The sequence below is a fragment of the Chryseobacterium polytrichastri genome, from assembly GCF_900142445.1.
Taxonomy (GTDB): domain Bacteria; phylum Bacteroidota; class Bacteroidia; order Flavobacteriales; family Weeksellaceae; genus Chryseobacterium; species Chryseobacterium polytrichastri.
The window spans coordinates 46932-70523 of record NZ_FRAV01000020.1; the positions used below are offsets into that span (position 1 = coordinate 46932).

Here is a 23592-nt window from a genome sequence, read left to right on the forward strand (position 1 = left end):
CTAGAAAAACACAATCATGCTGATAAAAATTTATGGAAGCGCAATTCATGGGGTTGCTGCTCAGACAATTACTATTGAAGTGAATGTAGATACAGGCGGAGTGGGTTATCATTTGGTAGGTCTTGCCGATAATGCAATTAAAGAAAGCAGTTATCGAATTTCAGCTGCGTTAAAAAACGTTGGTTTCAAGATTCCCGGAAAGAAAATCACCATCAATATGGCGCCTGCAGATCTCCGAAAAGAAGGAGCAGCTTATGACTTGAGTATTGCAATTGGAATTCTGGCGGCTTCGGATCAGATTTTAGCTGAAAATATTCAGGATTATATTATTATGGGCGAGCTTTCATTAGATGGAGGTTTACAACCTATTCGAGGTGTTCTTCCGATTGCTATTCAGGCGAGGGAAGAAGGTTTCAAAGGGATTATTCTACCCAAACAAAATACGCGGGAAGCAGCCATTGTTAATAATCTTGATGTGTATGGTGTTGAAAATATTAAAGAAGTTATTGATTTCTTTAATGAAGGAAAACCTCTTGAAAAAATAGTTCTAGATACCAGAAAAGAGTTTCAGGATAAAGTCAATCTATTTCCTTTTGATTTTTCAGAAGTAAAAGGACAGGAAACGGCAAAGCGAGCGATGGAAGTGGCTGCTGCCGGAGGTCATAATATTATTTTAATTGGCCCACCAGGAAGCGGAAAAACAATGTTGGCGAAAAGAGTTCCCAGTATTTTACCTCCTTTAACGTTGAAAGAAGCCTTAGAAACTACAAAAATTCATTCTGTCGCGGGAAAAATGGGAACAGAAACTTCATTAATGACTGTTCGTCCCTTTAGATCACCTCATCATACGATTTCTGATGTTGCACTAGTTGGGGGTGGAAGTTATCCTCAGCCCGGCGAAATTTCTTTGGCGCATAACGGTGTTTTATTTTTAGATGAAATGCCTGAATTTAAAAGAACTGTTTTGGAAGTAATGAGACAACCTCTGGAAGATCGTGAAGTGACCATCTCAAGAGCTCGGTTTACGGTAAATTATCCGGCTAGTTTTATGTTGGTTGCTTCTATGAACCCTAGTCCAAGCGGATTTTTCCCGGACGACCCAAACAATACCTCATCTGTTTACGAAATGCAGCGGTATATGAATAAACTTTCGGGGCCTCTTTTGGATAGAATTGATATTCATATTGAAGTTCAGAAAGTTGAATTTGAGCAGCTAACAGAAAAACGGAAAGGAGAAAAGAGCGAAGATATAAGGAAGCGTGTTTTAATTGCTCGTGAGATTCAAGGAGAGCGATATAAGGACTTGGAAATTAGTTATAATGCTCAAATTGGCCCCAAAGAAATTGAAAAATATTGTGAACTGGATGAAGCGTCTTTTAATCTCATAAAATTAGCCATGGAAAAATTAAATCTTTCCGCAAGAGCCTTTGACCGAATTTTAAAAGTAGCCCGAACAATTGCCGATTTGGAAGAATCTCAACATATTTTATCTCATCATATCTCTGAAGCCATACAATACAGAAGCTTAGATAGAGAGTTCTGGAATGTGTAAGTAAAGACTCAGTGGGCACATACTATTCAATAAAAAAATAATACGTCAAGTTCTGTCGCTGTGCAGGGTGATATTTGCATAGAAAGATTATAAATAATTGTAAGACAACACCCTAAATCAGATATCAAATGACGACAATAGATGAAAATATTTTAAAAAATGGCTCATTGCCAACTGGCTTTAATGATTCTATAAATTTAATGAGTAAGAGTTTTGTTGCTCATGAAAGTGTAGTTATAGATATTGTACCTATTAAATGTAGAGATACATTAAAAGCCATCATCCTGGAAAATGAAAACAAACAATCTGCCCGATTTTTATGGCAAAAAAATAGTGTTCCAGATGGTACTGTAAAAACAGGATATTTTAAAGAAACCGTCAATGAGCTAGGCGTGACTATTGCCCATAATGAGGGTTCTATCACAATAACCAATGGTGGAGCATCCCAATATCTCAAAGCAGAATTAAAAGTTTAATAATTGATATAATAGAAATAGCGTTCAGGACATTCCTAAACGCTATTTTTTATTGTTTTTGAAGATTCTATTGATGATTAATTAATCGTTACTTTCAATACATTCTGTACGGCAGGAACAGGGAATACATTTCCTACTTTTGCAATCACTTTACTTTCTGCTTGAGGTGTTCCTCCAAATAAAGCCTGGTGATTTCCTGCTCCAGGATATTGATCAATTCCTGTTCCTGAATCAAACAATGCTGTTTTTGAAGTTAGATCACCTTTTGTATTAGCATCGATGCTTTGTTCATTAGCATAGAACCAGTCATTAGAGAATCCAAACATCGTTACATAAGCAATTTTGTCTCCTGGGTTTGATTGGAACTGAGTCATCACTTTAGCTCCAGGCGCTACCGGTGTATTTCCTGCAATATAAACTCCTTTTACGTTAGGTAAAGCTTTTAAGTTGTTTTGAAGTTTAGTAACATTACCCATTTGTGCAATTTCTTTTAATCCTTTTCCTGCATCTAATTGGCCTAGCTCATAAATTGGATTTTTATCTCCATTATACACCACAACCAAAGCAGGAGAAAGCCCTGTCATTACTTTAGTATTGGCGTTAAGGCTTGTAACCATTTTAGTAATATCTCCCATTTGTGCTATATCGGTGATCTCAGGATTAGATAATGCGTTTGGAGTAAAGAATGGGGCAGAATTTAATAATTGTGAACCGTTGTAGTTAGAAACTGCCCAAACTCCTGGAGAGAAAGGTGTTTCATGTCCTGTCCCTCCTGAGGTGTTGGTAATCGTTAACGTAAATTCAGAAGAAACATCATTGTAAGCAAGGTTTAATTTCATCAATTGTGAAGCGGTTACACCAGGAACTTGTGCGATAGGCTTACTTTCTGGTTGTCCTGAAACATTGTCTTTAGTTCCGTTATCCCACAAAAGAACTTGTGAAGATACATCTCCGGTAATGGCATTTCCGTTGTTATCAAATAACTTGATTCCAGGTTGCTGAGAAGCAAAGAACCAGTCTTTTGAAGCCCCATACATCGTTGCAAACATTAATGACTGTGCTTTTCCTGCACTAAATTTAATTGAAACAGATTGCCCCGGTGTAATAATAGGAGCTGCTGTACCTTGGAAGCTTCCGCTTTCAACGAAATCTTTGGGAGCTACTACATTTTCGAAGGTAATTGTTTTTTCTGATAAAGGAATTTCCATCGTATCGTTGTTGTCACAAGAGGTAAGTGCAAATGTTGTGATAATACCAGCTGCCAACGTAGCAATTTTAAAGAAGTTCTTTTTCATAAAATATTATTTTAGTTATAAATTGTTTTTCTATAGCTATAGTCGGAAGTGTTTTGAAATCCTGACAAAATTTTTTGAAAAAATATTTCTGTGCCCACAAATCTATAGGCGCCTATGGTATTATTTGTTTTTCTAGGTGTTAATTATTATTGATAATTAGATTTTGAAATCGAAATAAATATTAATTTATTGTTATTATTTAATTTGTCTATAGTTGAATAAGTGATGGAGTGTTAAGTAAAAAAAACCGCGAAAGATAACTTTCACGGTTTTCAAAAATATATTCAATGAAGATTATTTTTTCTTCTTTGTAGTTGGAGTTTTTAACACTTTTGTTTTTGTGTCAGCAGGAGTATTTTCATCTCTTACTAATTTTAACTCGTCAATCAATCTTCTTGCACCAGCGTATTTGTCGATGGTCCAAAGAACGAAACGAACGTCTACGTTGATTGTTTTTTGCCATTCTTGTTCGAAAACGATGTCACCGCTTAACGCTTCACTGTTTCCGTCGAATGCGATACCGATAAGGTTTCCGTCTCCATCAATTACCGGAGAACCAGAGTTACCTCCTGTAATATCATTGTTTGATAAGAAGTTTACAGGCATGTATCCTTTAGCATCAGCATACTGACCGAAGTCTTGCATGTTGTAAAGATCAATTACTCTTTGTGGAAGATCAAATTCTTCATCTCCTTTCTTGTATTTACCTACAAGACCAGACATATCTGTATAATAGTTATCAGTAACACCGAAATAGTTTCTGTCTGTTCTGATTGGTAATTTATCTACTGTTCCGTATGTTAATCTCATTGTAGAGTTAGCATCTGGATAGAATTTTTTCTCAGGCATTGCCTTCATTAATCCAGCTAAGAAAAGACGGCTGTTTTTAGCAAAATTATCATCAATTTTAGCGAACCTTTCATTAGATCCTTTTTGATCAGCAATAATTCCGTTAGCAATTTTTAAAAGCGGATCTGCATCTAATTTCAAACGATCCGGATTAAGGATAAAGTTTGTAACTGACGTTTTGTTAGCAAAAATAGAAGAGTAAGCAACGTTTGAAAGGTTTTTTGAATCTAATCCCATGATCGTAGCAGATCCAACATCTTTACCTACTTTTGACTGATAAAGACCAACCATAGAATTCATCATTTCACCTTCAAGGTTTGTATTGATGTTTTCATAAGCTGCTTTTACAGCGGCGTCTACTTTTGGCTTCATTGCCAATCTTCCTGCCATATCTTGTTCAGCGTAAGCTTTAAGGACAGGCCCAACCTGTAGAGCAAGAGAGAAATATTTAGAATTTCTCATCAACTGAGAGTAGTAGTTTCTTTCAACATTTCTGTCAGATGATTGCTTGTAATAAGTTGCGATATCATCTAAAACCATCTCATATTGAGTAACATTTTCTGGTTGTACTGCCCAAGTTCTGAATTTCTCTTCAATTTGCTGTTTGTCGGTAATTGTTCCGTTTTTGATAACAGCATCAATTGTTCCTTGTCTGTTTTTCCAGTAGTTTGCTACTGAAGCATACTGAGAAGCATAGTTCAATTGAGTTCCTTTATCCTTATCCATATACTTCTTCATAACATCCATTGCTAATCTTGAAGCAGTAACCCAAGCCGGGTAATCTTTACCAACCATTTGCTGAATTCCGTAAGAAGTCAGGTAACGGTTTGTTCTTCCAGGGTAACCCATGATCATTGAGAAATCACCAGGCTTAACTCCTTTAAGAGAAACAGGTAAGAAATGTTTAGGCTTTAAAGGAACGTTTGTTGGAGCAAATTCAGCAGGGTTTCCTGCAGCATCAGCATATACTCTGAAAACTGTAAAGTCTGCAGTGTGTCTTGGCCATTCCCAGTTGTCTGTATCACCTCCGAATTTCCCTAAAGAAGATGGTGGTGCACCTACTAATCTGATATCTTTATAATCTTGGTAAACGAAATAATAGAATTCGTTTCCGTTGAAGAAGTCTTTTACAACTACTGTATATTTCCCGTTTTCAGAGTTTTCAGACTGGATTGCTTTTGTTTCAGCATCAATCACCGCTTTTCTCTCGTCTCCGGTCATTTTATTGTTTAACTTAGAATTGATTCTTTGCGTAGCATCATCCATTCTAACTAAAAATCTTACGTAAAGATCTTTTGCATTAAATTCATCTTTCTGCTTCATTGCCCAGAAACCATTCTTCAAATAGTCTTTTTCCGGAGTAGAAGCTGCAGCAACAGCACCATAACCACAGTGGTGGTTTGTGAAAATAAGTCCTTTGTCAGAAACAATCTCCCCAGTACAGAAACCACCGAAACTTACGATAGCATCTTTCATACTTGAATTGTTTACGGAATAAATTTCTTCAGGGGTTAAATGCAAACCTTCTTTTTGCATGTCAACACCATTTAATCTTTTGATGAGCATTAACAGCCACATCCCCTCATCTGCCCTCATCTGGACGAAGCCCAACAAGAAGGTAAATAGTAGAAATAGTCTTTTCATTTTATAACATAATTTTTGTGACGCTAATTTACTAATTTTTATGGGATTCTGCCTCCGAATGGTATGAAAATGGGATTCTACCTTTTATGAGAAAAATACTACTATCAGTTTTTGCTGTTTTGTTTTTAAGTTTAATTTTTAATTGTTCAACAGCGCAGGTTAAAAGTCCACCTATTCAAAGAGAATGGATGCTGATTTCTTTTGGTAATTTTACTAAAACTGAATTGGTTAAAGAAAAAGCCAGTATTAATCTTACGGCTGCTCAAGAAAATGGAAAAATCCGAGGAAGTGCTTTTATGGGATGCAACAATATGTTCTTCACGTCAGCATTTAAAAACAATGGAAAAGTAAAAATTTCAGGAGTAGGAAGTACAATGAAGGCGTGTCAAAATATGGAATTGGAAACTGAATTTTCAAAAAAAATTCAAAACATGACAAGATATTCTGTGGAAGGGCATTTTCTTACGCTGTACGATATTCATGGTAATTCAATGAAATTTGTGGCTGCGGATTGGGATTAGTTTACTTTACTTTTTTACTAAAGTTTCAATAAGTTTTTGATTAAAAATCTACAAATCAAATGTATTATAAACTTAAATTAACATTAAAATCTTGGGATTCGTAAAAAATGATTTTGTTTTTTCTCCTGAAAATGGTAACTTGTAAATCTCACAAACATAGACAGAATTTAATGCTAGACAAGAAAGAACATAATTACGAAAAAGCTATTTTGGTGGGTGTTATTACTCAAAACCAAGATGAAGATAAGCTTACGGAATATATGGATGAATTGGAGTTTTTGGCCTTTACGGCAGGAGCTACCGTACAAAAACGCTTTACTCAAAAATTAACCCAGCCTGATTCCAAAACCTTTATCGGAAGCGGAAAAGCTCAGGAAATAAAAGAATACGTTAAGGAAAACGAGATAGGAACCATTATTTTTGATGATGAGTTATCTCCTTCTCAACTTAAAAATCTTGAAAAAGAAATAGAAGTAAAAATTTTAGACAGAACCAATCTTATCCTTGATATTTTTGCCCAAAGAGCTCAGACTTCTTATGCAAGAACTCAGGTAGAATTGGCGCAATATCAATATCTTTTACCTCGTTTGACAAGAATGTGGACTCACTTGGAACGTCAAAAAGGGGGAATCGGGATGAGAGGTCCGGGGGAAACGGAGATTGAAACAGACCGTCGTATCATCCGTGACAGAATTTCATTGTTGAAGGATAAGTTGAAAACGATAGATAAGCAAATGGCTACTCAACGAAACAATCGTGGAAAAGTAGTACGTGCAGCTTTGGTAGGATATACCAATGTTGGAAAATCTACGTTGATGAACGCTTTGTCAAAATCTGATGTTTTCGCTGAAAATAAATTATTTGCAACCCTAGATACTACAGTAAGAAAAGTGGTGATTGGGAATTTACCATTCTTGTTGACCGATACGGTAGGATTCATCAGAAAATTGCCGACGCAACTTGTTGAATCTTTCAAATCAACTCTTGATGAGGTACGTGAAGCAGACTTATTGATTCATGTTGTAGATATTTCTCATGAAAGCTTTGAAGATCATATAGAATCTGTAAATCATACGTTAATGGAAATCAATGCGCATCAGAAACCGATGATCATGGTGTTCAATAAAATTGATGATTTCAGTTATGATAAAAAAGATGATGATGATTTAACGCCATCTACAAAGAAAAATGTTTCGTTAGAAGAATGGCAAAAAACATGGATGGGTAAATCTAATCATCCAACCGTTTTCATTTCTGCTTTAACGAAAGAAAACTTCCCGGAAATGAAAAAGATGATCTACGATGAGGTCATGAAAATTCATATTGCGAGATTTCCTTACAATGATTTCCTTTTCGAGTATTTCGAAAATGATGAGGAAGAAGAAAACAACAATTAATGAAATACCACTTTTTCCTTTTACTTCTTTTTATTTCGGTTTTTGGTTATAGCCAAAAATCAAAAATCGATTTTAAAAGTATTGAAAAAAGTCTTACTAATAAACAGTCTCCGTACACTTACGAAAAGCTGATCTTCAAATACAAAGGCTATCCAAGATCTTTGGATAGTATTGAAGCGCAATATCTTTATTATGGCAGAAATTTCAGAGATGGAAAGGTTTCTACCAACGATGATAATTTTAAACAACTGGCAGAATCTTTTAAGAATCAGAATTTTGATGATTGTATAAAACAAGGCAAGGCTCTTTATGATAAAGATCCTACCAATCTGGATGTTCTTCTTATTTTGCTCCGTGCGTATGATCAAAAAAAGGATGGGAGTAATTTTACCCATCATTTGAGCCAATTTCGTTTGCTTGCAGATGCGATAAAAAATTCTGGAGACGGTAAATCTGAAAAAACAGCGTATGCTGTAAATTCTGTTGGGGATGAATATATTCTTTTGAACATGCTGAATATAGGACAAGACTACACAAGAGGTTCTAAATCCTCAAAAGACGGGATGTATGATATTTGGGAAAAAGACGACAATAAAATTTATATCAAAGTACTTTATTTAGACCTTTAATTAAAAAAACAACTTAGTGGAGTTATATTATTCATTTTCAGCCTTAATCGTTCTTGCATCAATATTTGCCTATCTTAATCACCGGTTTTTGAAACTTCCGAGTACCATCGGAATTATGGTTATTGCCATTGTGGTTTCTATATTTTTGGTTTCTTTTGGGCAGGCTGCTTTACCAAGAACTTTCGGACACCTTAATGATCTGATGAACAGTATTGATTTTACTGAAGTTCTGATGGGAGCAATGCTAAATTTCCTGTTATTTGCAGGAGGAATTCATATTAATATTGATGATCTTAAAGAACAGTTTCGGCCTGTTTTGATATTCTCAACTGTCGGGGTTGTTATTTCTACATTTATTGTAGGTTTTGGGATGTTCTATCTTTTGCCTTTCTTAGGAATAGATTTACCGTTTATATATTGTCTTCTTTTCGGAGCACTAATTTCACCTACGGATCCTGTTGCTGTTTTAAGTATTTTAAAACAAGCTAATGTATCAAAATCATTAGAAACGAAAGTGGCCGGAGAGTCTCTTTTCAATGATGGTATGGCGGTTGTGGTTTTCTCAGTCGTATTACAAGTAGCTATCGGGAAAGAAGTGGATTTGGGGATTGAAAGCATTGGGCTCTTATTATTGAAAGAAGCCGGAGGCGGATTGTTTCTAGGGGTCATTCTAGGTTGGGTAACTTCCAGATTGATGCGTGAGGTAGATGATTATATTATTTCCGTGTTGGTAACACTTTCTGTGGTAATGGGCGGTTATCTTATCGCAAGACAGATGCATATTTCAGGACCATTAACGATGGTTGCAGCAGGTTTGTTCATGGGTAACTTCAATGTAAGGTTTAAAATGAAATCTATCACGCAGGATTATCTTATTAAATTCTGGGAGCTGATTGATGAAATTTTGAATGCTGTATTATTCTTATTCATTGGTTTTGAATTATTAATGATCAAAGACCTTAAGCATTTTATTGTTCCAGGATTAGTGGCTATTGTTATTGTATTATTGGCGAGAGTAATATCCATTTGGGGTCCTACGAAGTTTATGAAAACAACCTTTAGTCCACAAACCGTAAAAGTATTGGTTTGGGGAGGAATCCGAGGTGGTGTTTCCATTGCATTAGCGATGTCTATTCCGAAAAGTGATTACAGTGAAATTATTTTAAGTATCACTTATTGTGTAGTGGTGTTCTCAATTATTGTTCAGGGGCTTACCATTGCAAAAGTTGCCAATCCTAACAAAATAGCAAAAGAAGAACAGGAGCTGGAAAGTATTGCTTCAGATGAGAAAGCTTAAAGATATATAGATAAATCAATTACTTATAAATAAAGACCCAACAATGCATTTTGTTGGGTCTTTATTTTTTTTCTCCCTAGTATGATTTATTTTTTTTAATTTTATTTAACCAATAACACATGAAATATGAAATCACAAATTCCCTCTCTTGAGTATCCTTTCGAGCTCAAAATCAACCCTCATATCGATTCACTTGAACAAAAAGTTACGCTTTGGATCGATGAATATTCATGTTTACCCGAATCTTTACGAAAAAGGTATAAAAAATCAAATTTCGGAAAATTTACAGCCAGATTTTTTCCAAATTCGAGCCCAGAACTATTAATAATTATTAGTAGATGGGCATTAGCAGCATTTGCTTTTGATGACCTGTATGGTTCATGTCCTTTACATGAATTAAAAATAGAATCTCAAAAAGTAATTGATATATTAAATGGGGATTCATTATTCTCTGATGAAAATGAAATATTTAAACAATTTAGAATAGCTAGAGATGAGCTTCTTCCAATAGTGACACCAGAATGGATGGAAAGATTTATTAATGATCATCATTCTTGGTTTGAAGGAATGTTTGAAGAAACTGTATATAGCTATAAAGAAAGTATTACTTATCCATCATTAGCAGAATATATATCCCTTCGCGAAAAAGTTTCTGGAGGAAAAATTCTTTGTGATTTCTTAGAAATTTCTACTGATTTTATAATGTCAGATAATGATTTTTCAAAACCAATAACACAGAAAGTTCGTCAATTGCTGACCTTGATGATATCTTGGTTTAATGATATCCATTCAGTTTCGTGGGAATTGGAAAGAAATGAAGCTACAAACTTGGTCTTGGTCATAAAAAATGAAAGGAAATGTTCTATGGAAGCTGCATATGAAGAAGCAATACAAATACACAATAATGATTTGAATGAATTTATTAAAATCACAGAAAGTCTTCCTGATTTTGGGAAATACAATGATGATTTTAAAAGATACATTCACAATGCAGAGCTATTTCTGAAAGGGCAGGAGCTTTGGTATTTTGGGGGAACAGAAAGATATAGCCAATCAGAAATATTAATCTAAACCAATAACACATCAAATATGAAATCACAAATTTTCTCTCTTGAGTATCCTTTTGAACTTAAATTAAATCCTTTTGAAGATTCTTCTGAGCAGTTTGCCCGTCGTCTAATCGATGAATATTCGTGCTTACCTGATGATGTAAAAAGTAAATATAAAAAGTTTAGTTTTGGAAGAGTAACAGCAAGTGTTTTCCCAAATGCAAATTTTGAAAAGCTTATTCCATTAATTAGGTGGATGGTTTTTGGATTTTGTTTTGATGATTTTTATGGCTCTAAACCATTAGCTGAAATTATTGAAGCGAGTAAGAAAGCGATTAATATTTTAAATGGGGAATTACCAGATTTTAATGATTTGGAATTTTATAACCAGCTAAGCATTGCAAAAGCAGAATTTCTTCCTTCTGTTACACCGTATTGGCTAACCAGGTTCACAGAACATCACCAAGACTGGTTTGGGGCAATGTATTTAGAAACAAAATATAATTGTAAGCAGAACTCTTATCCTTCCATCGAAGATTATATGGTTATTCGTGAAAACCTTATTGGGGGAAAGCTAATGTGTGATCAATTGGAAGTGGTGTCTGATTTTATAATGCCTGAAGAGGTTATTAAAGATACTCAAATTCAAAGATTTCGTCAGTTGTTCTCTAGGATAATAGCGTGGTATAATGATGTCTTTTCTGTAGATTGGGAGGTGCAGCGTGGTGAAAAGATGAATTTGGTATTAATTATCGAAAACGAAAAAGGATGTACACGGGATGAAGCATATGCTGAGGCAATAAATATTCATAACAAAGAGCTTGCTGAGTTTATAAAAATAAGTGATGCCCTTTCTGATTTTGGGGAATACAATGAAGGAATAAGACGGTATGTTGAAAATACCAAATTGTTTTTTAAAGGTCAGGAAATATGGTATAAAGGAACAGAAAGATACTCTCCAAAAGAAGTTCAATAAGAGGAATTGGAATTTAATTAGTTTTAATTGTATTTTGCTGCTACAAACATAAAAGGTAAATAGTTGAAATGAGTAATAATGTGGTAAAAGAAATACAAGAAGCATTAGCAGTTTTATCCATTCCTGAAAAGGCGGCATTTTTTCCAAAATTCTTCAAGACTGGAAAAGGTGAATATGGAGAAGGAGATTTATTTTTAGGCGTAAAAGTTCCGGATCAGAGAAGCGTGGCTAAAGAATATTATCCTAAAATTTCTTTAAAGGAACTGAGCGAATTGCTTTCTTCAAAATATCACGAACATAGGCTTACCGCTTTATTTATATTGATTTCTAAGTTTGAAAAAACAAAAGATCCAAAAGTAAAAGAGGAAGTAGTGGCATTTTATTTGAATCATTTGCCATATGTTAATAATTGGGATCTGGTAGATTCTACTTGTTATAAGATCTTAGGCAGATATGCCTTTGAAAATCAAAAGGAAGACTTGTTGAGAAAGCTTTCCAATTCAGATGAAATGTGGCACAAAAGAATTGCAGTGGTAGGAACCATGCACTATGTGAAAAAAGGGGAATTTGATTTAACAAAAGAATTTGTAACCCACAATTTAAAGCATTCCCACGATTTGATGCACAAAGCAAACGGATGGATGTTAAGAGAAATGGGCGAGAAAAATGAAGCCGAGCTCATCAAGTATCTAAATACCTATTATAAAGAAATGCCACGAACCTGTCTTCGATATTCAATAGAAAAGTTGGATGAAGAAGTAAGACAGGATTATCTTAAAGGGAGAATATAAAAATAAAACTACTTAATACATTAGAATTAAGTAGTTTTGCTTTTTAAACCTAAGTCATGAAAATTTTTCTCAAGCAGTTGATGCTGCTGCTTCCGTTATTACTGTTAACGAGTTGTTTCGATATTTTAGAGAAAGCCAATGTAAAAGCTGATGGGACAGGGGAATATACCGTTATTCTAAATGCCAGTAAAAGCAAAACGAGGCTCGCTTCTATCTCTAAAATGGAAACAATAAATGGAAAAAAAGTCCCTAAAAAGCCTGAAATTGAAAATAAAATTAACGAAGCTTCAAGGATTTTTAAAGCCACTCCGGGGATTAGCAACGTAAAAACAAGTGTAGATCTTGATAATTATGTCATTAAACTAAGCTGTAATTTCAAAAAAATTGAAAATATCAATGCCGGATTAGAACAGCTAAAAGCTAAAAACATTTTAGGTAAAATGATTCCTACACAGATTTACAGTCAGAACCTTGACAAAAAATCATTTACGAGAAACAAAGTCAATACATTCAAAACAGATTACGACAAAATGAGTACGGCAGATAAAGAGGTCTTTAATAATGCCAAATATACTTCTGTGTTGCAATTCGAAAACACTATAAAATCTCAAACCAACAGCTCTTATGTGCTTTCTCCTAATAAAAAAGCGGTGAAACTTGACGCCAATGTTTTAGATTTTATCCTTCAGAAAAAACAAATTCAAAATACCATTATTTTCCAATAATTTCAATTATAAAATATGAAATCTATCTTTAAAAAAACACAAAAAATTACACTTTTACTCTTTGGTTTTGTGCTTGTTTTTGCACAACAAAAGATGAAGATTCCCAATGATGCTGCCTTTTATATGGAAATCAACGGAAAGCAGCTTAATAAAAAAATAAGCTGGGACAAATTCAATCCTTTTTTACAGGAGATTAGCAAAAAGAAGCATAAAAAAGACAAAGAAAATAAAGAAAAACCCTCTTGGAATGATTACTCCAAAACGGGGATTAAATATGACGGAACGCAATATCATTACGGAACTTTCAATGATTCGGTACAGGCTTATACTGCTTATTTTATCTTAGATAATAAAGAGAAGTTTCAGGAATTTATTAATTCTACCAAGAAAAACGGACAGGAAGTTACGAAGAAAAGCAAATATTCATATGTTGATATTGATGATGATATTTTTGTTGCCTGGAATGGAAATCGTGCTGTTGTAAGCGTGATCAATTACACAAAACCATATAAAGATGTTTTGGCAGATGAGGTTATGGTAGACAGCGCTGTGGCTGTTATCGACAGTTCGGCAGTGGTTGTAGATACTGCTTATGCTGCAGAACCTGAAAGACCTTTTGATTATAAAGAAGAGATACAATCATTAAAAGGAGATATCAAATATTTAAGAGAAAGTATTAAAGATAATAATAATGAGATTGTAAGAATTCAAAAAGATATTAAGTATCTGCAAAAGCATCATGCCTATCCGGAAGAAAAGAAAAGTACAACAGATACCGTATACTCTGAAGATGAGGCTGTAAAAGAAGATCCTACCGCTAATGATGAGGAGATGGAACATGAAGAGTATGCAATAGATCCGGATGCTCAAAAGGAAATGGATTCCATACGAATAGAAAAATTCAAGGTGATAAAAAAGCTGGCTGAAGATTCATTTGATCAATATTTTAATTCGAATTTAGACCTTGAGGTTCCTCAGCAAATGCGGGCTTTCCGAGATGCTAATGCGGATGTTTTTGTATACACAGATTACGGAAGAATCGTTAATGAAGGAATTTACGGGAAACTTATGAAGACCTATAATTATGCTCAGTTTTTCCAGAAAATTTATAATTCAAACTCTTCATACAATTTGTATTTTGACAAAGACAAAGTAAAACTGGTTAACAATTATCAGCATAAAGATGCGGAGGTTCAAAAAAATATTGCGGCTATTTATAAAGGCAAGAAAAACAAAAAACTAACTGCATTAATTAATGATAAAAGTCTTGGTTATTACTCTGTTAACCTAAACGGAGCTAAAAGTTTTGATATGGTCTACAGTCTGTTTAAAGATTTGGGAGACGGAGAATATCAGAAAGAAATGGAACTGATGATGGAAACCATGAAAATTGTTCTGGATGAAGAAGCTATTGCTAAAATTGCTCCAGGAAACGGAATTTTTGTGTTGAATGAATTGAAATCTAAAAAAGTAGACTACACAGATTACGATTACGATGATGATTACAACGAAAAAGAAGTAAAGAAAACAAAAGATGTAGTGGTTCCTAATTTCACTTTTGCTTTTGCTACAGAAAATGAAGGTTATTGGAATCGTGTCTTTAATTTATTGATTACGAATAAAAAACTGTCGAAAAAATTTACGAAAAAAGGAGAATTCTATTCTTTTAAAGATCCGAAAGATAATGGATATCTTGATCAAATGTTCTTTACCGTAAAAGACGGAATAGTGTACCTTACGACCTCAGCCGAAAATATTATTCCTAAAGATCAGTCTGAAGTGTCTAAAAAATGGGCAAAAGATGCAGCTAAATATCCTTTGTCCGGAAGGCTTGATATTCAGAAACTTTTAATCGGGATGGAAAAAGAATTCAAAAGCACTTCGGAAAAAAAGATGCTTGATTTATTCAGAAAAAATGTTGGAGAAGTTAATTTCAAAACAGAAGTGAAGAGCGAAAGCATAGAAACGGAAATGGATTATAATATTAAAGATTCTTCTGATAACAGCTTGATGTATTTCTTCAATCTATTTGACGAAGCATACAAAATCATGCAAGAACCTGAAAAAGCCTTGAAAACACTATAATCAATGAATAAAAAGAGATTTATTGTCCCGTTAGTTATTGTACTCGGTATTGCTATTTATGTTGTGTTTTATCATAAAGATAAGACCTTAAAGTTTGTGCCTAAAGATGCAGATGTAGTAGTTATAATTGATGTAAAAAAATTAACGAGACAATATGTTTCTAGCTTTATAATGTATCCTTCCCAATGGTTTGGGAGCGAACAAACCCATGAAGATGGAATTTCTTTGCAAGATTCGGGGATGAAAATTCCAGATTTTTTACAGATTTTTCATGTCAAGAACTCTAAATTTTCGAATTGGTATTCTGTCGTAAAATTGAAAGATCAACAGAAATTTTTGACCTTTCTAAAAAAACAAAGATTCATAAACAAAGGAAGGGACCTTTTTCAAAAAGATCGTTTTTTTATTAAAATAGAAGGCAATCATTGTATTTTGGGAACTTCTAATTTAGATTTTGAAAGCATTCAGGATCAACTGTTTCACTCTTCAGGACAGCATGTTTTTAATGCCAATCAGTTTATTGAAAATACGACAGGAAGTATTTCTTTTATTTCCGGATCAAAGATTCAGAATTTTTCTATTGAATTAAATGCAGATGATATTGAAATAAAAAATAGATCGAATTCAGAGAACTTTAATTCAATCTTATCTAAACTAGAGCAGAAAAATTCTTTCTTAGAAATGGAATTAGACGCTCAAAATATCAAGAAATACACTTCTTTCTTTAATAAAAGCATCGCAGATTCTTCACAGATTAATTACGTAAAAGCAAGTGTTGAACTAGAGCAGGTGAGTGACACCATTCTTAGTTACGGTTATGATGACAATTTTAATGAAATAGAGAAAAAGACGTATCAGAAAATTGTTCAACCCAACTATGTGATCAATCTTCAAAGTACAGTTCCTGAAACAACATGGCAATACTTTCTGCATAGAAAATGGATCAACGCTCAAAATCAATTTACCATCATTCCTTTTCAGCCCAATTCAATTGCTGAAACCAAAAATGGATTTGAAATTAAATCTACCAGAAAATCTGTACACCCATCTCCCAATTTAAAAGAAAACTATATCTTCGTCCGAAATAGCGTGCTGCTGTCTTCTTCTTTGAGTACTTTAACAGATACTGAGAAAAATATGATATCTAATTTAGATTATATTTTTTATGGAAATAAAGGACAGGATTATTATATAAAATGTAAGGCTAAGAAAGAAAATTTACCTTTAATTTTAAGATGGTAATTGCTATTTGTAAACATCTAAAATGATTAATGATTGATGAGCCCTTCAGATATTTCTTTGATAAAAACATGTACACATTACTTTCTACATCTTGTTTTTCCTGTTTTTATTGCATTGCTGTTTTTTCGTGAAAATTGGAAAAAAGCGTATTTTATTATGTTAGCGACTATGTTGGTGGATGCAGATCATTTATTTGCTCATCCAATTTTTGATCCGAACAGAGGAAGTATAGGTTTTCATTTTTTACATTCTTATTATGCCATTGCGGTGTACTTTTTGCTGCTATTTTTTAAAGGAAATATCAGGATTATTGGCATCGGACTTTTGTTTCATATGTTGACAGATTTTCAGGACTTTTATTTCTGGCCGCATTAAAATATGATTAATATTTTCTTTTGATATTTGAATTTCAATAGATTTTTTGTATTTTGTAGACACTTATGAAATTAAAAGAATTTTTAGATTATACTTATATTTTGCCTGTTCTGGCGGTAATTTATTACTTTTCCGGATTAATGGGTGGTGGAGTTGTTTATGATATAATTGCGGGTATTTTGCTTACCGGAAGTGTTTTATCGGCAGTTCACCATGCAGAAGTAGTAGCCCATAAAGTAGGAGAGCCCTTCGGGACTATTATTCTGGCATTGTGTATTACCATTATTGAAGTGGCATTAATTATATCATTAATGGTTGCGGGTGGAGATGATGCAATGACACTGGCCAGAGATACTGTTTTTGCGGCAGTAATGATTATTCTGAATGGGATTATAGGAATATGTATTTTAATAGGAGGAGTGAAGTACTACGAGCAGTTTTTTGCAAGAACTTCCGCAACTACTTATTTGGTAAGCATTGTTTCTATTCTGGTATTAACTTTAGTGCTTCCCAATTTTACGTCAAGCGTTAACGGACCTTTCTATAATAAAGCCCAGCTGATCTTTGTTTCTATTGCCTGTCTTGTAATATATGGAGTCTTTCTAATGGTGCAGACAGTAAGACATAGAAACTATTTTATTATTACAGATGAAGATCCGGATTCTCATTATATTCCAACGAAATTTGCCACGATCATAAGCTTTGTTTTTCTTATTATCTGTCTTGTTATTGTTGTCTTAATGGCAAAAGGACTTTCCGGAACTATTGAAGATATGGTACGAAGTGTAGGTGCTCCAAAATCATTGGTAGGAGTTATTATTGCCGCAGTAGTGCTACTTCCTGAGTGTGTTGCAGCGATAAGAGCAGCGAGAAGCAATCAAATACAATCAAGTTTAAACTTAGCATTAGGTTCTGCGTTGGCAAGTATTGGTTTAACGATCCCAGCAGTATCTGTGGTGTGTATTATGTATGAGATTCCTTTCGTATTAGGATTAGATAAAAAAGATATTATTCTGCTTTCTTTGTCAGTGTTTATCGTAATGTTATCACTAAGTCGAGGAAAAACAAACATTCTGTACGGAACAGTATTATTGGTGAATTTAGCGGCATATATCTTTACGGTAATTGTCCCTTAATTATTACTGTTTTCTCGCCATTTCCATTTTATTAAAAATGAATGAACAAAATAAAGACTACAATCTTAGCTAAGATTGTAGTCCTTTTATATAAGTGTTTATGTCTAGATTAATCTTGCTTTTCCCATAACTCACCTTCTCCTTGGTAGCCATTTTGTAACCACATTTTATCAAAAGCATGGCTAAGAGTTTTACCTACTTCTTTACCACAACAGTTGAAAGAAACTTTATTTGGGCTGTGTACTTTCATTTCCCATTCTTCACCTTCTCCTTGGATTCCGTTTTGTAGCCATAATTTATCAAAAGCATGGCTTAAGTATAATCCATTTTCTTTACTGATGCACTTTAATGCAACTCTATTATTTGATAAAGTTTCAAGAATAAAGACTTCACCTAATCCTCTAATACCATTTTGAAGAAATACTTCTCCATTTCCATGGCTTAAAAATTTTCCGACTTCTTTCCCTTGAGCTTGTAATAATACTACTGTAGCTGTTTTTACGTTTTCTTTAGTTAGTTCCATGATTTCTAAGTTTTTTTTTAATTTCCTACTCTAAGTGCTTTTCGGATACCGCAGTCAAAATTTGGTTATTGAGACGTCTGTAGTAATTTTGATAGAGTAAAGCTAGAGATTAAAAAAACATTACACATCAGTATAAATACTTAAAAATCAAATATTTAAAAAAGTAACAAAAAGGTGATATATTTTATTTTTTTTGAATATTCATGCTAGATGCTAGCTTATGAAATAGAGTTGAGACTATTTTGATGATTCAAAAAGTAACTTTAGATTTTGTAATTCGGAAGAGAATTAATGAAAAAAATGAATCCTATTATTGTGAAAATGATGTTGGAAAATGTATAGAAATAGAATTTTATGGTAATTCTTCCTTATTCATTAAAGCTTCCTTGCCATTTCCATTTTGTAAGCCATTAATTTGGCGATGTTTTCGGATTTATAAATAGCCATATCGGCATTTTTACCCACGAAATTTTCTTCGATGGTCTGTTTCCATAATTCAAGCCATTGGTCGAAATGTCTCTTTTCCATGGCCTGCATTTCATTAATAGGGAAGTGCACTGCCATAGGATTTCCTTTGTAGCTCATTTGCCCGAAAAGGATAGATTCCCAAAAAGAATACATCTTAGGTAAATGTTTGTTCCAATCTACTTTGGCCACATCATTAAAGAAAAAGCTAATGGTTTCATCTTTAATTACTTTGGTGTAAAAAGAATTCACAAGATGTTCAATGTCTTCTCTTGATTCCAGTTTTTTCATCTTTCAAATGTAGTGTAAAATCAATTTAAAAATTCAATCGCTGTGTTGATAAATTTCATTATCAAAAGCTTATTTTAATCAAAAGTTTATTTTATTTACGATTGTAAGTTGCTGAAAACAAAGAGTTCTTTTGATTACTATCTTTTGATAACTAAAATATTTAACTCTAAACTCTGCATGCTTTTGAATTTCATTAAAAAGGAAAGCATTAAACAAATCTACAATGTAAACTGTTCATTTTATATAAATAACATGTTTTAAGTTATAAACTATTAATCTATACTAACTTAATTTAAAATGATGTTGAATCTTCCAAGAATTGTAATAATGATCTCATAATTTTTGATGTGAGCAAGAATGGACATCATATATTACTATTAGAAGGCGTATTCAAATTTTGTATAAAGTAAGTTTAGCGACATTTAATAAGAACGAAATTGAAAAATGAATCTAAAGAATCAAATGATATAGAATTAGAAGGAATAAAAAGTACTCTAAAAATTGGCCGCTCAACAAATTACAATATTGATGGTAGGCGAATGATAAAAAAGACAAAATTATCGGACGATAAAGAGAATAAAACTACAGTTGAAGACAAAATATCAGAAAAAAATTGGAAACTCTTTTCCCTAGTCTAAAAAGTATCATTGATCCCTTTCATTTATCAATTTCATTATTTGTATTTTCAAACGTGTTTTTATAACGAAAAAGATGTAATTTTTTTTCGTTCTTTTTAATTTTTATATTTTTAATTCCCAGCTTTACTAACTTACTTAATATAAAATTAATATCGCTTTCTGGTATTTTTAAGACTACTTTTATCATATTCTCACAATTCTTTTAATTATTTACTAACTAATGAATTAAATTTTTTGAGCATATAATTTATACTTTACGGTTTGACACCGCTTTTACAAATGATAGCCACCATCCAACAACAGTAAACCCTAAAAATATATTTATTAAAAGAACAGTTATAAACTTAAACTTTATGATAGGGATTCTTAAAACACCTACAATTGTTGGTAAGAAATAGACAAATAAGATAATCTTAAAAAATAGAGATCCATCACTTTTTGTAGCTGCAGTTGAAAGTAATAGTAACATATAAAAACATTTAATTATAACACTGATCACTTTTTTGAGTGATATTTAGTTTAACATGTTTCAAATATAAAAATTAAAATCAAAAAAGCCACTAATAAGATACGCTTTTTTAGTGGTAACATATACGCGGCTTATTGTTAAGATTTGTAGTCTTATATAAGACAGCATGGAAGAAAGCGATTTTTCAAAAGAGGAAACACTACAAAAGTTAGCTAAAAGAATAAGAGAGCTTAGAATTGCCAAAGGATATTCTAGTTATGAGTATTTTGCTTACGAGCATAATATTTCTAGAGCTCAATATGGCAGATATGAGAAAGGTGAAGACTTAAGATTTAGCACATTAGCAAAGATTATTAATGCTTTTGGAATGACTATGAAAGAGTTTTTTGAAGACGGATTTGAAGAAAAGGATAATTAATTTTTGTTAAAGAAGGAAGTTTAATATTCTGGATAGCTATTTTAATAAATATACAGACGTTAAAAGAGAATATAAGATAATTTTTGGCATAAGCATATGTATTTACTTTTAAATTCACGATTTTATAAATAGAGACCACTGCTAAAGTGGTCTCTAAATTTTAATAATAGCTTTTTAATGAAAAACTAAATCCAATAATTTTTAATTTGGTTTTAAACTTCTTCTTTAAAATCATTCCTAAAAATAGCAGAACGAAAAGCCCTATTAAGCTAATAGCAGTGAATAAATCATACATTATTGTTAAAAAAAATCGCCCTGCTAGTGCAAGACGACTTAAGTAAAGTTACCCGTTTTTTCATTTTATTTTGTTACTAGTTTGGAGCAAATATAATAAAATTCTAAATGAAAATTTTATTTGAAACAAACCATCAATCAACTGTCTTAATTCTGTTGCTTTCATATAATACAATTTATTTCAACACCTAACGATACATAACTGTTAATTATTTTTCCAAAACAAAAAAATTACTTTCGATTTTTTTATCATAAAATTGTATATCTTTTATTTCACTTTCCAGAAACATCTCTTTATTCTGAATAATAAATGGAAAATATATCACTTTAATCTTTTTTAAATTTTTATCGTTATACATTTTTAATCCACCATTTCTCATTTTATTTGTTTTTACAACAAAATTTGAGGTGGATTTCGGTTTACATATCAATAAATTCTCTTTAGTAAGTTTGGGGTATTCTGTATCTAATGGAAATGGAACAGACTCCAACTTGTAAAAGATATCTTTAGGACTAGTCTTAACATTGTAATAAGAAGAATAATCATTATAAGCCTCTTCAATTTGAAGAGGCAAAATAATTTCTTTTTCTGAATCGTTAATCAATTGACAATTAATATTTAAAAAAGCTCCATTATTATCTGACTGCTTTTCAATATTTATAATCTTAATTTGTTGTGCATATAATTTGCATGATGTGAGAATTAATATAAAACAGATTGTTAGAATTTTTTTCATAGATTTTTGTAAATTATCTTAATTTTTGTTCAATTTTGAATTACAAAAATATGCTATTTTATAATTCAAAAATATTTATTTCTTCCACATTTTTCCCATTTTAACAGTATAAGTCAAATAATCTGTAAAAGGTTTATAATTATACTGATGCTGTAAAATCCACTGCGCCATTACCCCTCCTCGGTAATTATATTCGGTTAGATTGGTCATTTCTCCAACTCCTAAATCTTTTGTAAAATCGCTTTCTGAAACCCCAAAAGTATCTAAATACTGAACAATTATCGTAGCTTCATAACCCAGTTTAGATCCAGTTGATATAGGTTTGAAATTTTTTATAGCAACTTTAAGACCTTGTGTTCCACCAATGCAAAATAAAGCGATTCTTTCTTCATCAGGTCGTCTTGGATCTAAGCTACTTATTCCAAATGCTGGAAATGTTTCCACATCTATACCTTCTTTAAACCAATCTCCATCAAGAATTTTCTTTAAAAATTTATTATTTTTGATTTCTGCAGGATTCTTGCTAAACTGATATTGAAAAATTTGATCCACTAATTTGATTACATTCTCTATAGTTGTTTTCCCAAAATCGGTTTTATATATTGCATCAGCAATCACTTTGGTCTTGTAATAAGATTCTCCTTTTTTGTTATAAAAATTATGAACCAATTCTGATCCTGCTTTTTGAAATATATCTAATGTATCTGGATTCTTATAAAAGCTATATAAACCTAAAGGAGCATTTGCAAATCCTTTAATTTTATTTTCAAAGAAATTTTGTATAAATAACTCACTCACCTTATATAGTTTGCCGTTTTGTATTAGCTCGGGCATTAATAATTTTAAATTATCTAAATTGGTTACTTCAAGATTAAAAAGTATACTGCCTTGAGGATCTGGAAGAGGCTTAAGGTAATCAAAGTATAATTGATTTTCATAATTGTTCCATAAAGTAGCAACTTTCTTGAATGTTTTAGCAGCCTCTTCATTTGAAGGAACAGAGTCGGAATGTGATGTTTGATCTTCTTTATCCTCTCTTTTTTTTCTTCTGTCATTTTCAATTAAAATGGTCATTTTATTCGTAATCTCATTTTTATCTGAAGCTATTACAGAAAATTTGTCTGGAAGGGAAAATGTTTTTTTATTAATTGTAAAAGCGTTCGTATCAATTGGCTTTTTGTTTACTAACATTTTAGGTAGCCCTGCACATTCTCTACATTTTTCAAATTTTCCGATTGATTTTTCATTTTCAAAATACTCACCATTTCTACTTGCATAAATTTTTACTCCTTTAGCTGATGATTTTTTATAATCTTCAAATTCAACTACATATTCATTATAAGAATTAGTTCCTATGTAACCATGTTTTTCCTCATTATAATAACTTCTTTTAGGATAAAAAAGCTTTCCAGTCTCAATATTTTCAATAATAGCCAATCTCCCTTTGAATTCCGGAGTTTTTTCTCCAACGAATGCATAAGGTTTACAGTTGTCATTTAAAATAATTCCTTTATTATCTAAATCATAATAAGTTGTCCCTTTTTTATGTTTATATGCATCATTTACACAGATGTAATCAAGTTCTCCAGTAATCACATAATCATCTTTTACATTTCCATATACGTCAATATTGGAAATTCCAATATCTGCAGGTTCTTTGATTCCTATATTTCCTGTATTCATATTGTTTTTTTTCATTAATATTTGATTTGAGAAAG

23 protein-coding genes are annotated in these 23592 nt (G+C 32.4%); 16 read left to right on the forward strand and 7 right to left on the reverse strand.

Translation table 11 applies throughout. The annotated features are described in order from the left end of the window. Positions 1 to 16 precede the first annotated feature (16 nt). Together BUB80_RS13355 and BUB80_RS13360 are read left to right on the forward strand one after the other, a co-directional pair. Entirely contained in the window at positions 17 to 1552 is a 1536-nt protein-coding gene (locus BUB80_RS13355) for a YifB family Mg chelatase-like AAA ATPase (RefSeq protein ID WP_073293626.1), read from the forward strand. 128 nt (positions 1553 to 1680) lie between these two features. Continuing rightward, positions 1681 to 2028, forward strand: coding sequence for a hypothetical protein (locus BUB80_RS13360; protein WP_073293628.1), 348 nt, complete (start codon positions 1681 to 1683; stop codon positions 2026 to 2028). A 77-nt stretch (positions 2029 to 2105) separates the two neighbouring features. Here the strand turns inward: BUB80_RS13360 and BUB80_RS13365 are convergent, their stop codons facing one another. Together BUB80_RS13365 and BUB80_RS13370 are read right to left on the reverse strand one after the other, a co-directional pair. Beyond that, on the reverse strand, positions 2106 to 3323 hold the full coding sequence (locus BUB80_RS13365; RefSeq protein WP_073293630.1) for a spondin domain-containing protein: 1218 nt from the start codon (positions 3321 to 3323) through the stop codon (positions 2106 to 2108). A gap of 294 nt (positions 3324 to 3617) precedes the next feature. After that, positions 3618 to 5816, reverse strand: coding sequence for a S46 family peptidase (locus tag BUB80_RS13370; protein WP_073293632.1), 2199 nt, complete (start codon positions 5814 to 5816; stop codon positions 3618 to 3620). 86 nt (positions 5817 to 5902) lie between these two features. Between BUB80_RS13370 and BUB80_RS13375 the strand changes: the two genes are divergently transcribed. From BUB80_RS13375 to BUB80_RS13430, 12 genes are all read left to right on the forward strand, one after another. Continuing rightward, positions 5903 to 6337 (forward strand): META domain-containing protein, encoded by a 435-nt coding sequence (locus BUB80_RS13375; RefSeq protein ID WP_073293634.1) that lies wholly within the window; start codon positions 5903 to 5905, stop codon positions 6335 to 6337. A gap of 170 nt (positions 6338 to 6507) precedes the next feature. Continuing rightward, positions 6508 to 7734 (forward strand): GTPase HflX, encoded by a 1227-nt coding sequence (gene hflX / locus BUB80_RS13380; RefSeq protein ID WP_073293709.1) that lies wholly within the window; start codon positions 6508 to 6510, stop codon positions 7732 to 7734. Continuing rightward, on the forward strand, positions 7734 to 8363 hold the full coding sequence (locus tag BUB80_RS13385) for a DUF4919 domain-containing protein (protein WP_073293636.1): 630 nt from the start codon (positions 7734 to 7736) through the stop codon (positions 8361 to 8363). Before hflX ends, BUB80_RS13385 begins: the two co-directional genes overlap by 1 nt. Positions 8364 to 8379: 16 nt before the next feature. Then, complete coding sequence (locus BUB80_RS13390) at positions 8380 to 9660, forward strand: cation:proton antiporter (RefSeq protein WP_073293638.1); 1281 nt, start codon at positions 8380 to 8382, stop codon at positions 9658 to 9660. Positions 9661 to 9786: 126 nt separating this feature from the next. Then, entirely contained in the window at positions 9787 to 10731 is a 945-nt protein-coding gene (locus BUB80_RS13395; protein WP_073293640.1) for a terpene synthase family protein, read from the forward strand. Between the two features lie 18 nt (positions 10732 to 10749). Next, the gene (locus BUB80_RS13400) at positions 10750 to 11685 is read left to right on the forward strand and encodes a terpene synthase family protein (protein WP_073293642.1); all 936 of its coding nucleotides are present in this window, start codon (positions 10750 to 10752) and stop codon (positions 11683 to 11685) included. Positions 11686 to 11753: 68 nt separating this feature from the next. Next, positions 11754 to 12476: a DNA alkylation repair protein gene (locus BUB80_RS13405; RefSeq protein WP_073293644.1), complete on the forward strand. Its 723-nt coding sequence runs from the start codon at positions 11754 to 11756 to the stop codon at positions 12474 to 12476. A 56-nt stretch (positions 12477 to 12532) separates the two neighbouring features. Then, positions 12533 to 13201 carry a hypothetical protein gene (locus BUB80_RS13410; protein WP_073293646.1) on the forward strand — a complete coding sequence of 223 codons (669 nt, stop codon included), beginning with the start codon at positions 12533 to 12535 and terminating at the stop codon, positions 13199 to 13201. 15 nt (positions 13202 to 13216) lie between these two features. Beyond that, positions 13217 to 15286 (forward strand): hypothetical protein, encoded by a 2070-nt coding sequence (locus BUB80_RS13415; protein WP_073293648.1) that lies wholly within the window; start codon positions 13217 to 13219, stop codon positions 15284 to 15286. A 3-nt stretch (positions 15287 to 15289) separates the two neighbouring features. Next, positions 15290 to 16528, forward strand: coding sequence for a hypothetical protein (locus tag BUB80_RS13420; protein ID WP_073293649.1), 1239 nt, complete (start codon positions 15290 to 15292; stop codon positions 16526 to 16528). Positions 16529 to 16564: 36 nt separating this feature from the next. Further along, positions 16565 to 16903 (forward strand): DUF6122 family protein, encoded by a 339-nt coding sequence (locus BUB80_RS13425; protein ID WP_175549612.1) that lies wholly within the window; start codon positions 16565 to 16567, stop codon positions 16901 to 16903. A gap of 65 nt (positions 16904 to 16968) precedes the next feature. After that, positions 16969 to 18039: a calcium:cation antiporter gene (locus tag BUB80_RS13430; RefSeq protein ID WP_073293650.1), complete on the forward strand. Its 1071-nt coding sequence runs from the start codon at positions 16969 to 16971 to the stop codon at positions 18037 to 18039. A gap of 109 nt (positions 18040 to 18148) precedes the next feature. Here the strand turns inward: BUB80_RS13430 and BUB80_RS13435 are convergent, their stop codons facing one another. After that, positions 18149 to 18562, reverse strand: a complete 414-nt coding sequence (locus BUB80_RS13435; RefSeq protein WP_073293651.1) for a hypothetical protein — start codon at positions 18560 to 18562, stop codon at positions 18149 to 18151. Between the two features lie 375 nt (positions 18563 to 18937). Next, positions 18938 to 19318 carry a group III truncated hemoglobin gene (locus BUB80_RS13440; protein ID WP_073293652.1) on the reverse strand — a complete coding sequence of 127 codons (381 nt, stop codon included), beginning with the start codon at positions 19316 to 19318 and terminating at the stop codon, positions 18938 to 18940. 437 nt (positions 19319 to 19755) lie between these two features. Here BUB80_RS13440 and BUB80_RS13445 point away from each other — a divergent pair, with 437 nt between their 5' ends. Then, entirely contained in the window at positions 19756 to 19956 is a 201-nt protein-coding gene (locus BUB80_RS13445) for a hypothetical protein (RefSeq protein WP_073293653.1), read from the forward strand. A gap of 247 nt (positions 19957 to 20203) precedes the next feature. Here BUB80_RS13445 and BUB80_RS24070 read toward each other — a convergent pair whose 3' ends face one another. Next, positions 20204 to 20425 carry a superinfection immunity protein gene (locus tag BUB80_RS24070; protein WP_073293654.1) on the reverse strand — a complete coding sequence of 74 codons (222 nt, stop codon included), beginning with the start codon at positions 20423 to 20425 and terminating at the stop codon, positions 20204 to 20206. Positions 20426 to 20591: 166 nt separating this feature from the next. Between BUB80_RS24070 and BUB80_RS13455 the strand changes: the two genes are divergently transcribed. Continuing rightward, the gene (locus tag BUB80_RS13455) at positions 20592 to 20843 is read left to right on the forward strand and encodes a helix-turn-helix domain-containing protein (RefSeq protein ID WP_073293656.1); all 252 of its coding nucleotides are present in this window, start codon (positions 20592 to 20594) and stop codon (positions 20841 to 20843) included. A 503-nt stretch (positions 20844 to 21346) separates the two neighbouring features. Here the strand turns inward: BUB80_RS13455 and BUB80_RS13460 are convergent. Together BUB80_RS13460 and BUB80_RS13465 are read right to left on the reverse strand one after the other, a co-directional pair. Then, positions 21347 to 21874 carry a hypothetical protein gene (locus tag BUB80_RS13460; protein WP_073293658.1) on the reverse strand — a complete coding sequence of 176 codons (528 nt, stop codon included), beginning with the start codon at positions 21872 to 21874 and terminating at the stop codon, positions 21347 to 21349. Positions 21875 to 21949: 75 nt separating this feature from the next. Continuing rightward, entirely contained in the window at positions 21950 to 23572 is a 1623-nt protein-coding gene (locus tag BUB80_RS13465) for a hypothetical protein (protein ID WP_073293660.1), read from the reverse strand. Between the last annotated feature and the right edge of the window lie 20 nt (positions 23573 to 23592).

Bases quoted from the DNA above. Each gene is read 5' to 3' on its own strand.
- BUB80_RS13355 (WP_073293626.1), top strand. From the start codon at position 17: ATGCTGATAAAAATTTATGGAAGCGCAATTCATGGGGTTGCTGCTCAG.
- BUB80_RS13360 (WP_073293628.1), top strand. From the start codon at position 1,681: ATGACGACAATAGATGAAAATATTTTAAAAAATGGCTCATTGCCAACT.
- BUB80_RS13365 (WP_073293630.1), bottom strand. From the start codon at position 3,323: ATGAAAAAGAACTTCTTTAAAATTGCTACGTTGGCAGCTGGTATTATC.
- BUB80_RS13370 (WP_073293632.1), bottom strand. From the start codon at position 5,816: ATGAAAAGACTATTTCTACTATTTACCTTCTTGTTGGGCTTCGTCCAG.
- BUB80_RS13375 (WP_073293634.1), top strand. From the start codon at position 5,903: ATGAGAAAAATACTACTATCAGTTTTTGCTGTTTTGTTTTTAAGTTTA.
- hflX (WP_073293709.1), top strand. From the start codon at position 6,508: ATGCTAGACAAGAAAGAACATAATTACGAAAAAGCTATTTTGGTGGGT.
- BUB80_RS13385 (WP_073293636.1), top strand. From the start codon at position 7,734: ATGAAATACCACTTTTTCCTTTTACTTCTTTTTATTTCGGTTTTTGGT.
- BUB80_RS13395 (WP_073293640.1), top strand. From the start codon at position 9,787: ATGAAATCACAAATTCCCTCTCTTGAGTATCCTTTCGAGCTCAAAATC.
- BUB80_RS13400 (WP_073293642.1), top strand. From the start codon at position 10,750: ATGAAATCACAAATTTTCTCTCTTGAGTATCCTTTTGAACTTAAATTA.
- BUB80_RS13405 (WP_073293644.1), top strand. From the start codon at position 11,754: ATGAGTAATAATGTGGTAAAAGAAATACAAGAAGCATTAGCAGTTTTA.
- BUB80_RS13410 (WP_073293646.1), top strand. From the start codon at position 12,533: ATGAAAATTTTTCTCAAGCAGTTGATGCTGCTGCTTCCGTTATTACTG.
- BUB80_RS13415 (WP_073293648.1), top strand. From the start codon at position 13,217: ATGAAATCTATCTTTAAAAAAACACAAAAAATTACACTTTTACTCTTT.
- BUB80_RS13420 (WP_073293649.1), top strand. From the start codon at position 15,290: ATGAATAAAAAGAGATTTATTGTCCCGTTAGTTATTGTACTCGGTATT.
- BUB80_RS13425 (WP_175549612.1), top strand. From the start codon at position 16,565: ATGAGCCCTTCAGATATTTCTTTGATAAAAACATGTACACATTACTTT.
- BUB80_RS13430 (WP_073293650.1), top strand. From the start codon at position 16,969: ATGAAATTAAAAGAATTTTTAGATTATACTTATATTTTGCCTGTTCTG.
- BUB80_RS13435 (WP_073293651.1), bottom strand. From the start codon at position 18,562: ATGGAACTAACTAAAGAAAACGTAAAAACAGCTACAGTAGTATTATTA.
- BUB80_RS13440 (WP_073293652.1), bottom strand. From the start codon at position 19,318: ATGAAAAAACTGGAATCAAGAGAAGACATTGAACATCTTGTGAATTCT.
- BUB80_RS24070 (WP_073293654.1), bottom strand. From the start codon at position 20,425: ATGTTACTATTACTTTCAACTGCAGCTACAAAAAGTGATGGATCTCTA.
- BUB80_RS13455 (WP_073293656.1), top strand. From the start codon at position 20,592: ATGGAAGAAAGCGATTTTTCAAAAGAGGAAACACTACAAAAGTTAGCT.
- BUB80_RS13460 (WP_073293658.1), bottom strand. From the start codon at position 21,874: ATGAAAAAAATTCTAACAATCTGTTTTATATTAATTCTCACATCATGC.
- BUB80_RS13465 (WP_073293660.1), bottom strand. From the start codon at position 23,572: ATGAAAAAAAACAATATGAATACAGGAAATATAGGAATCAAAGAACCT.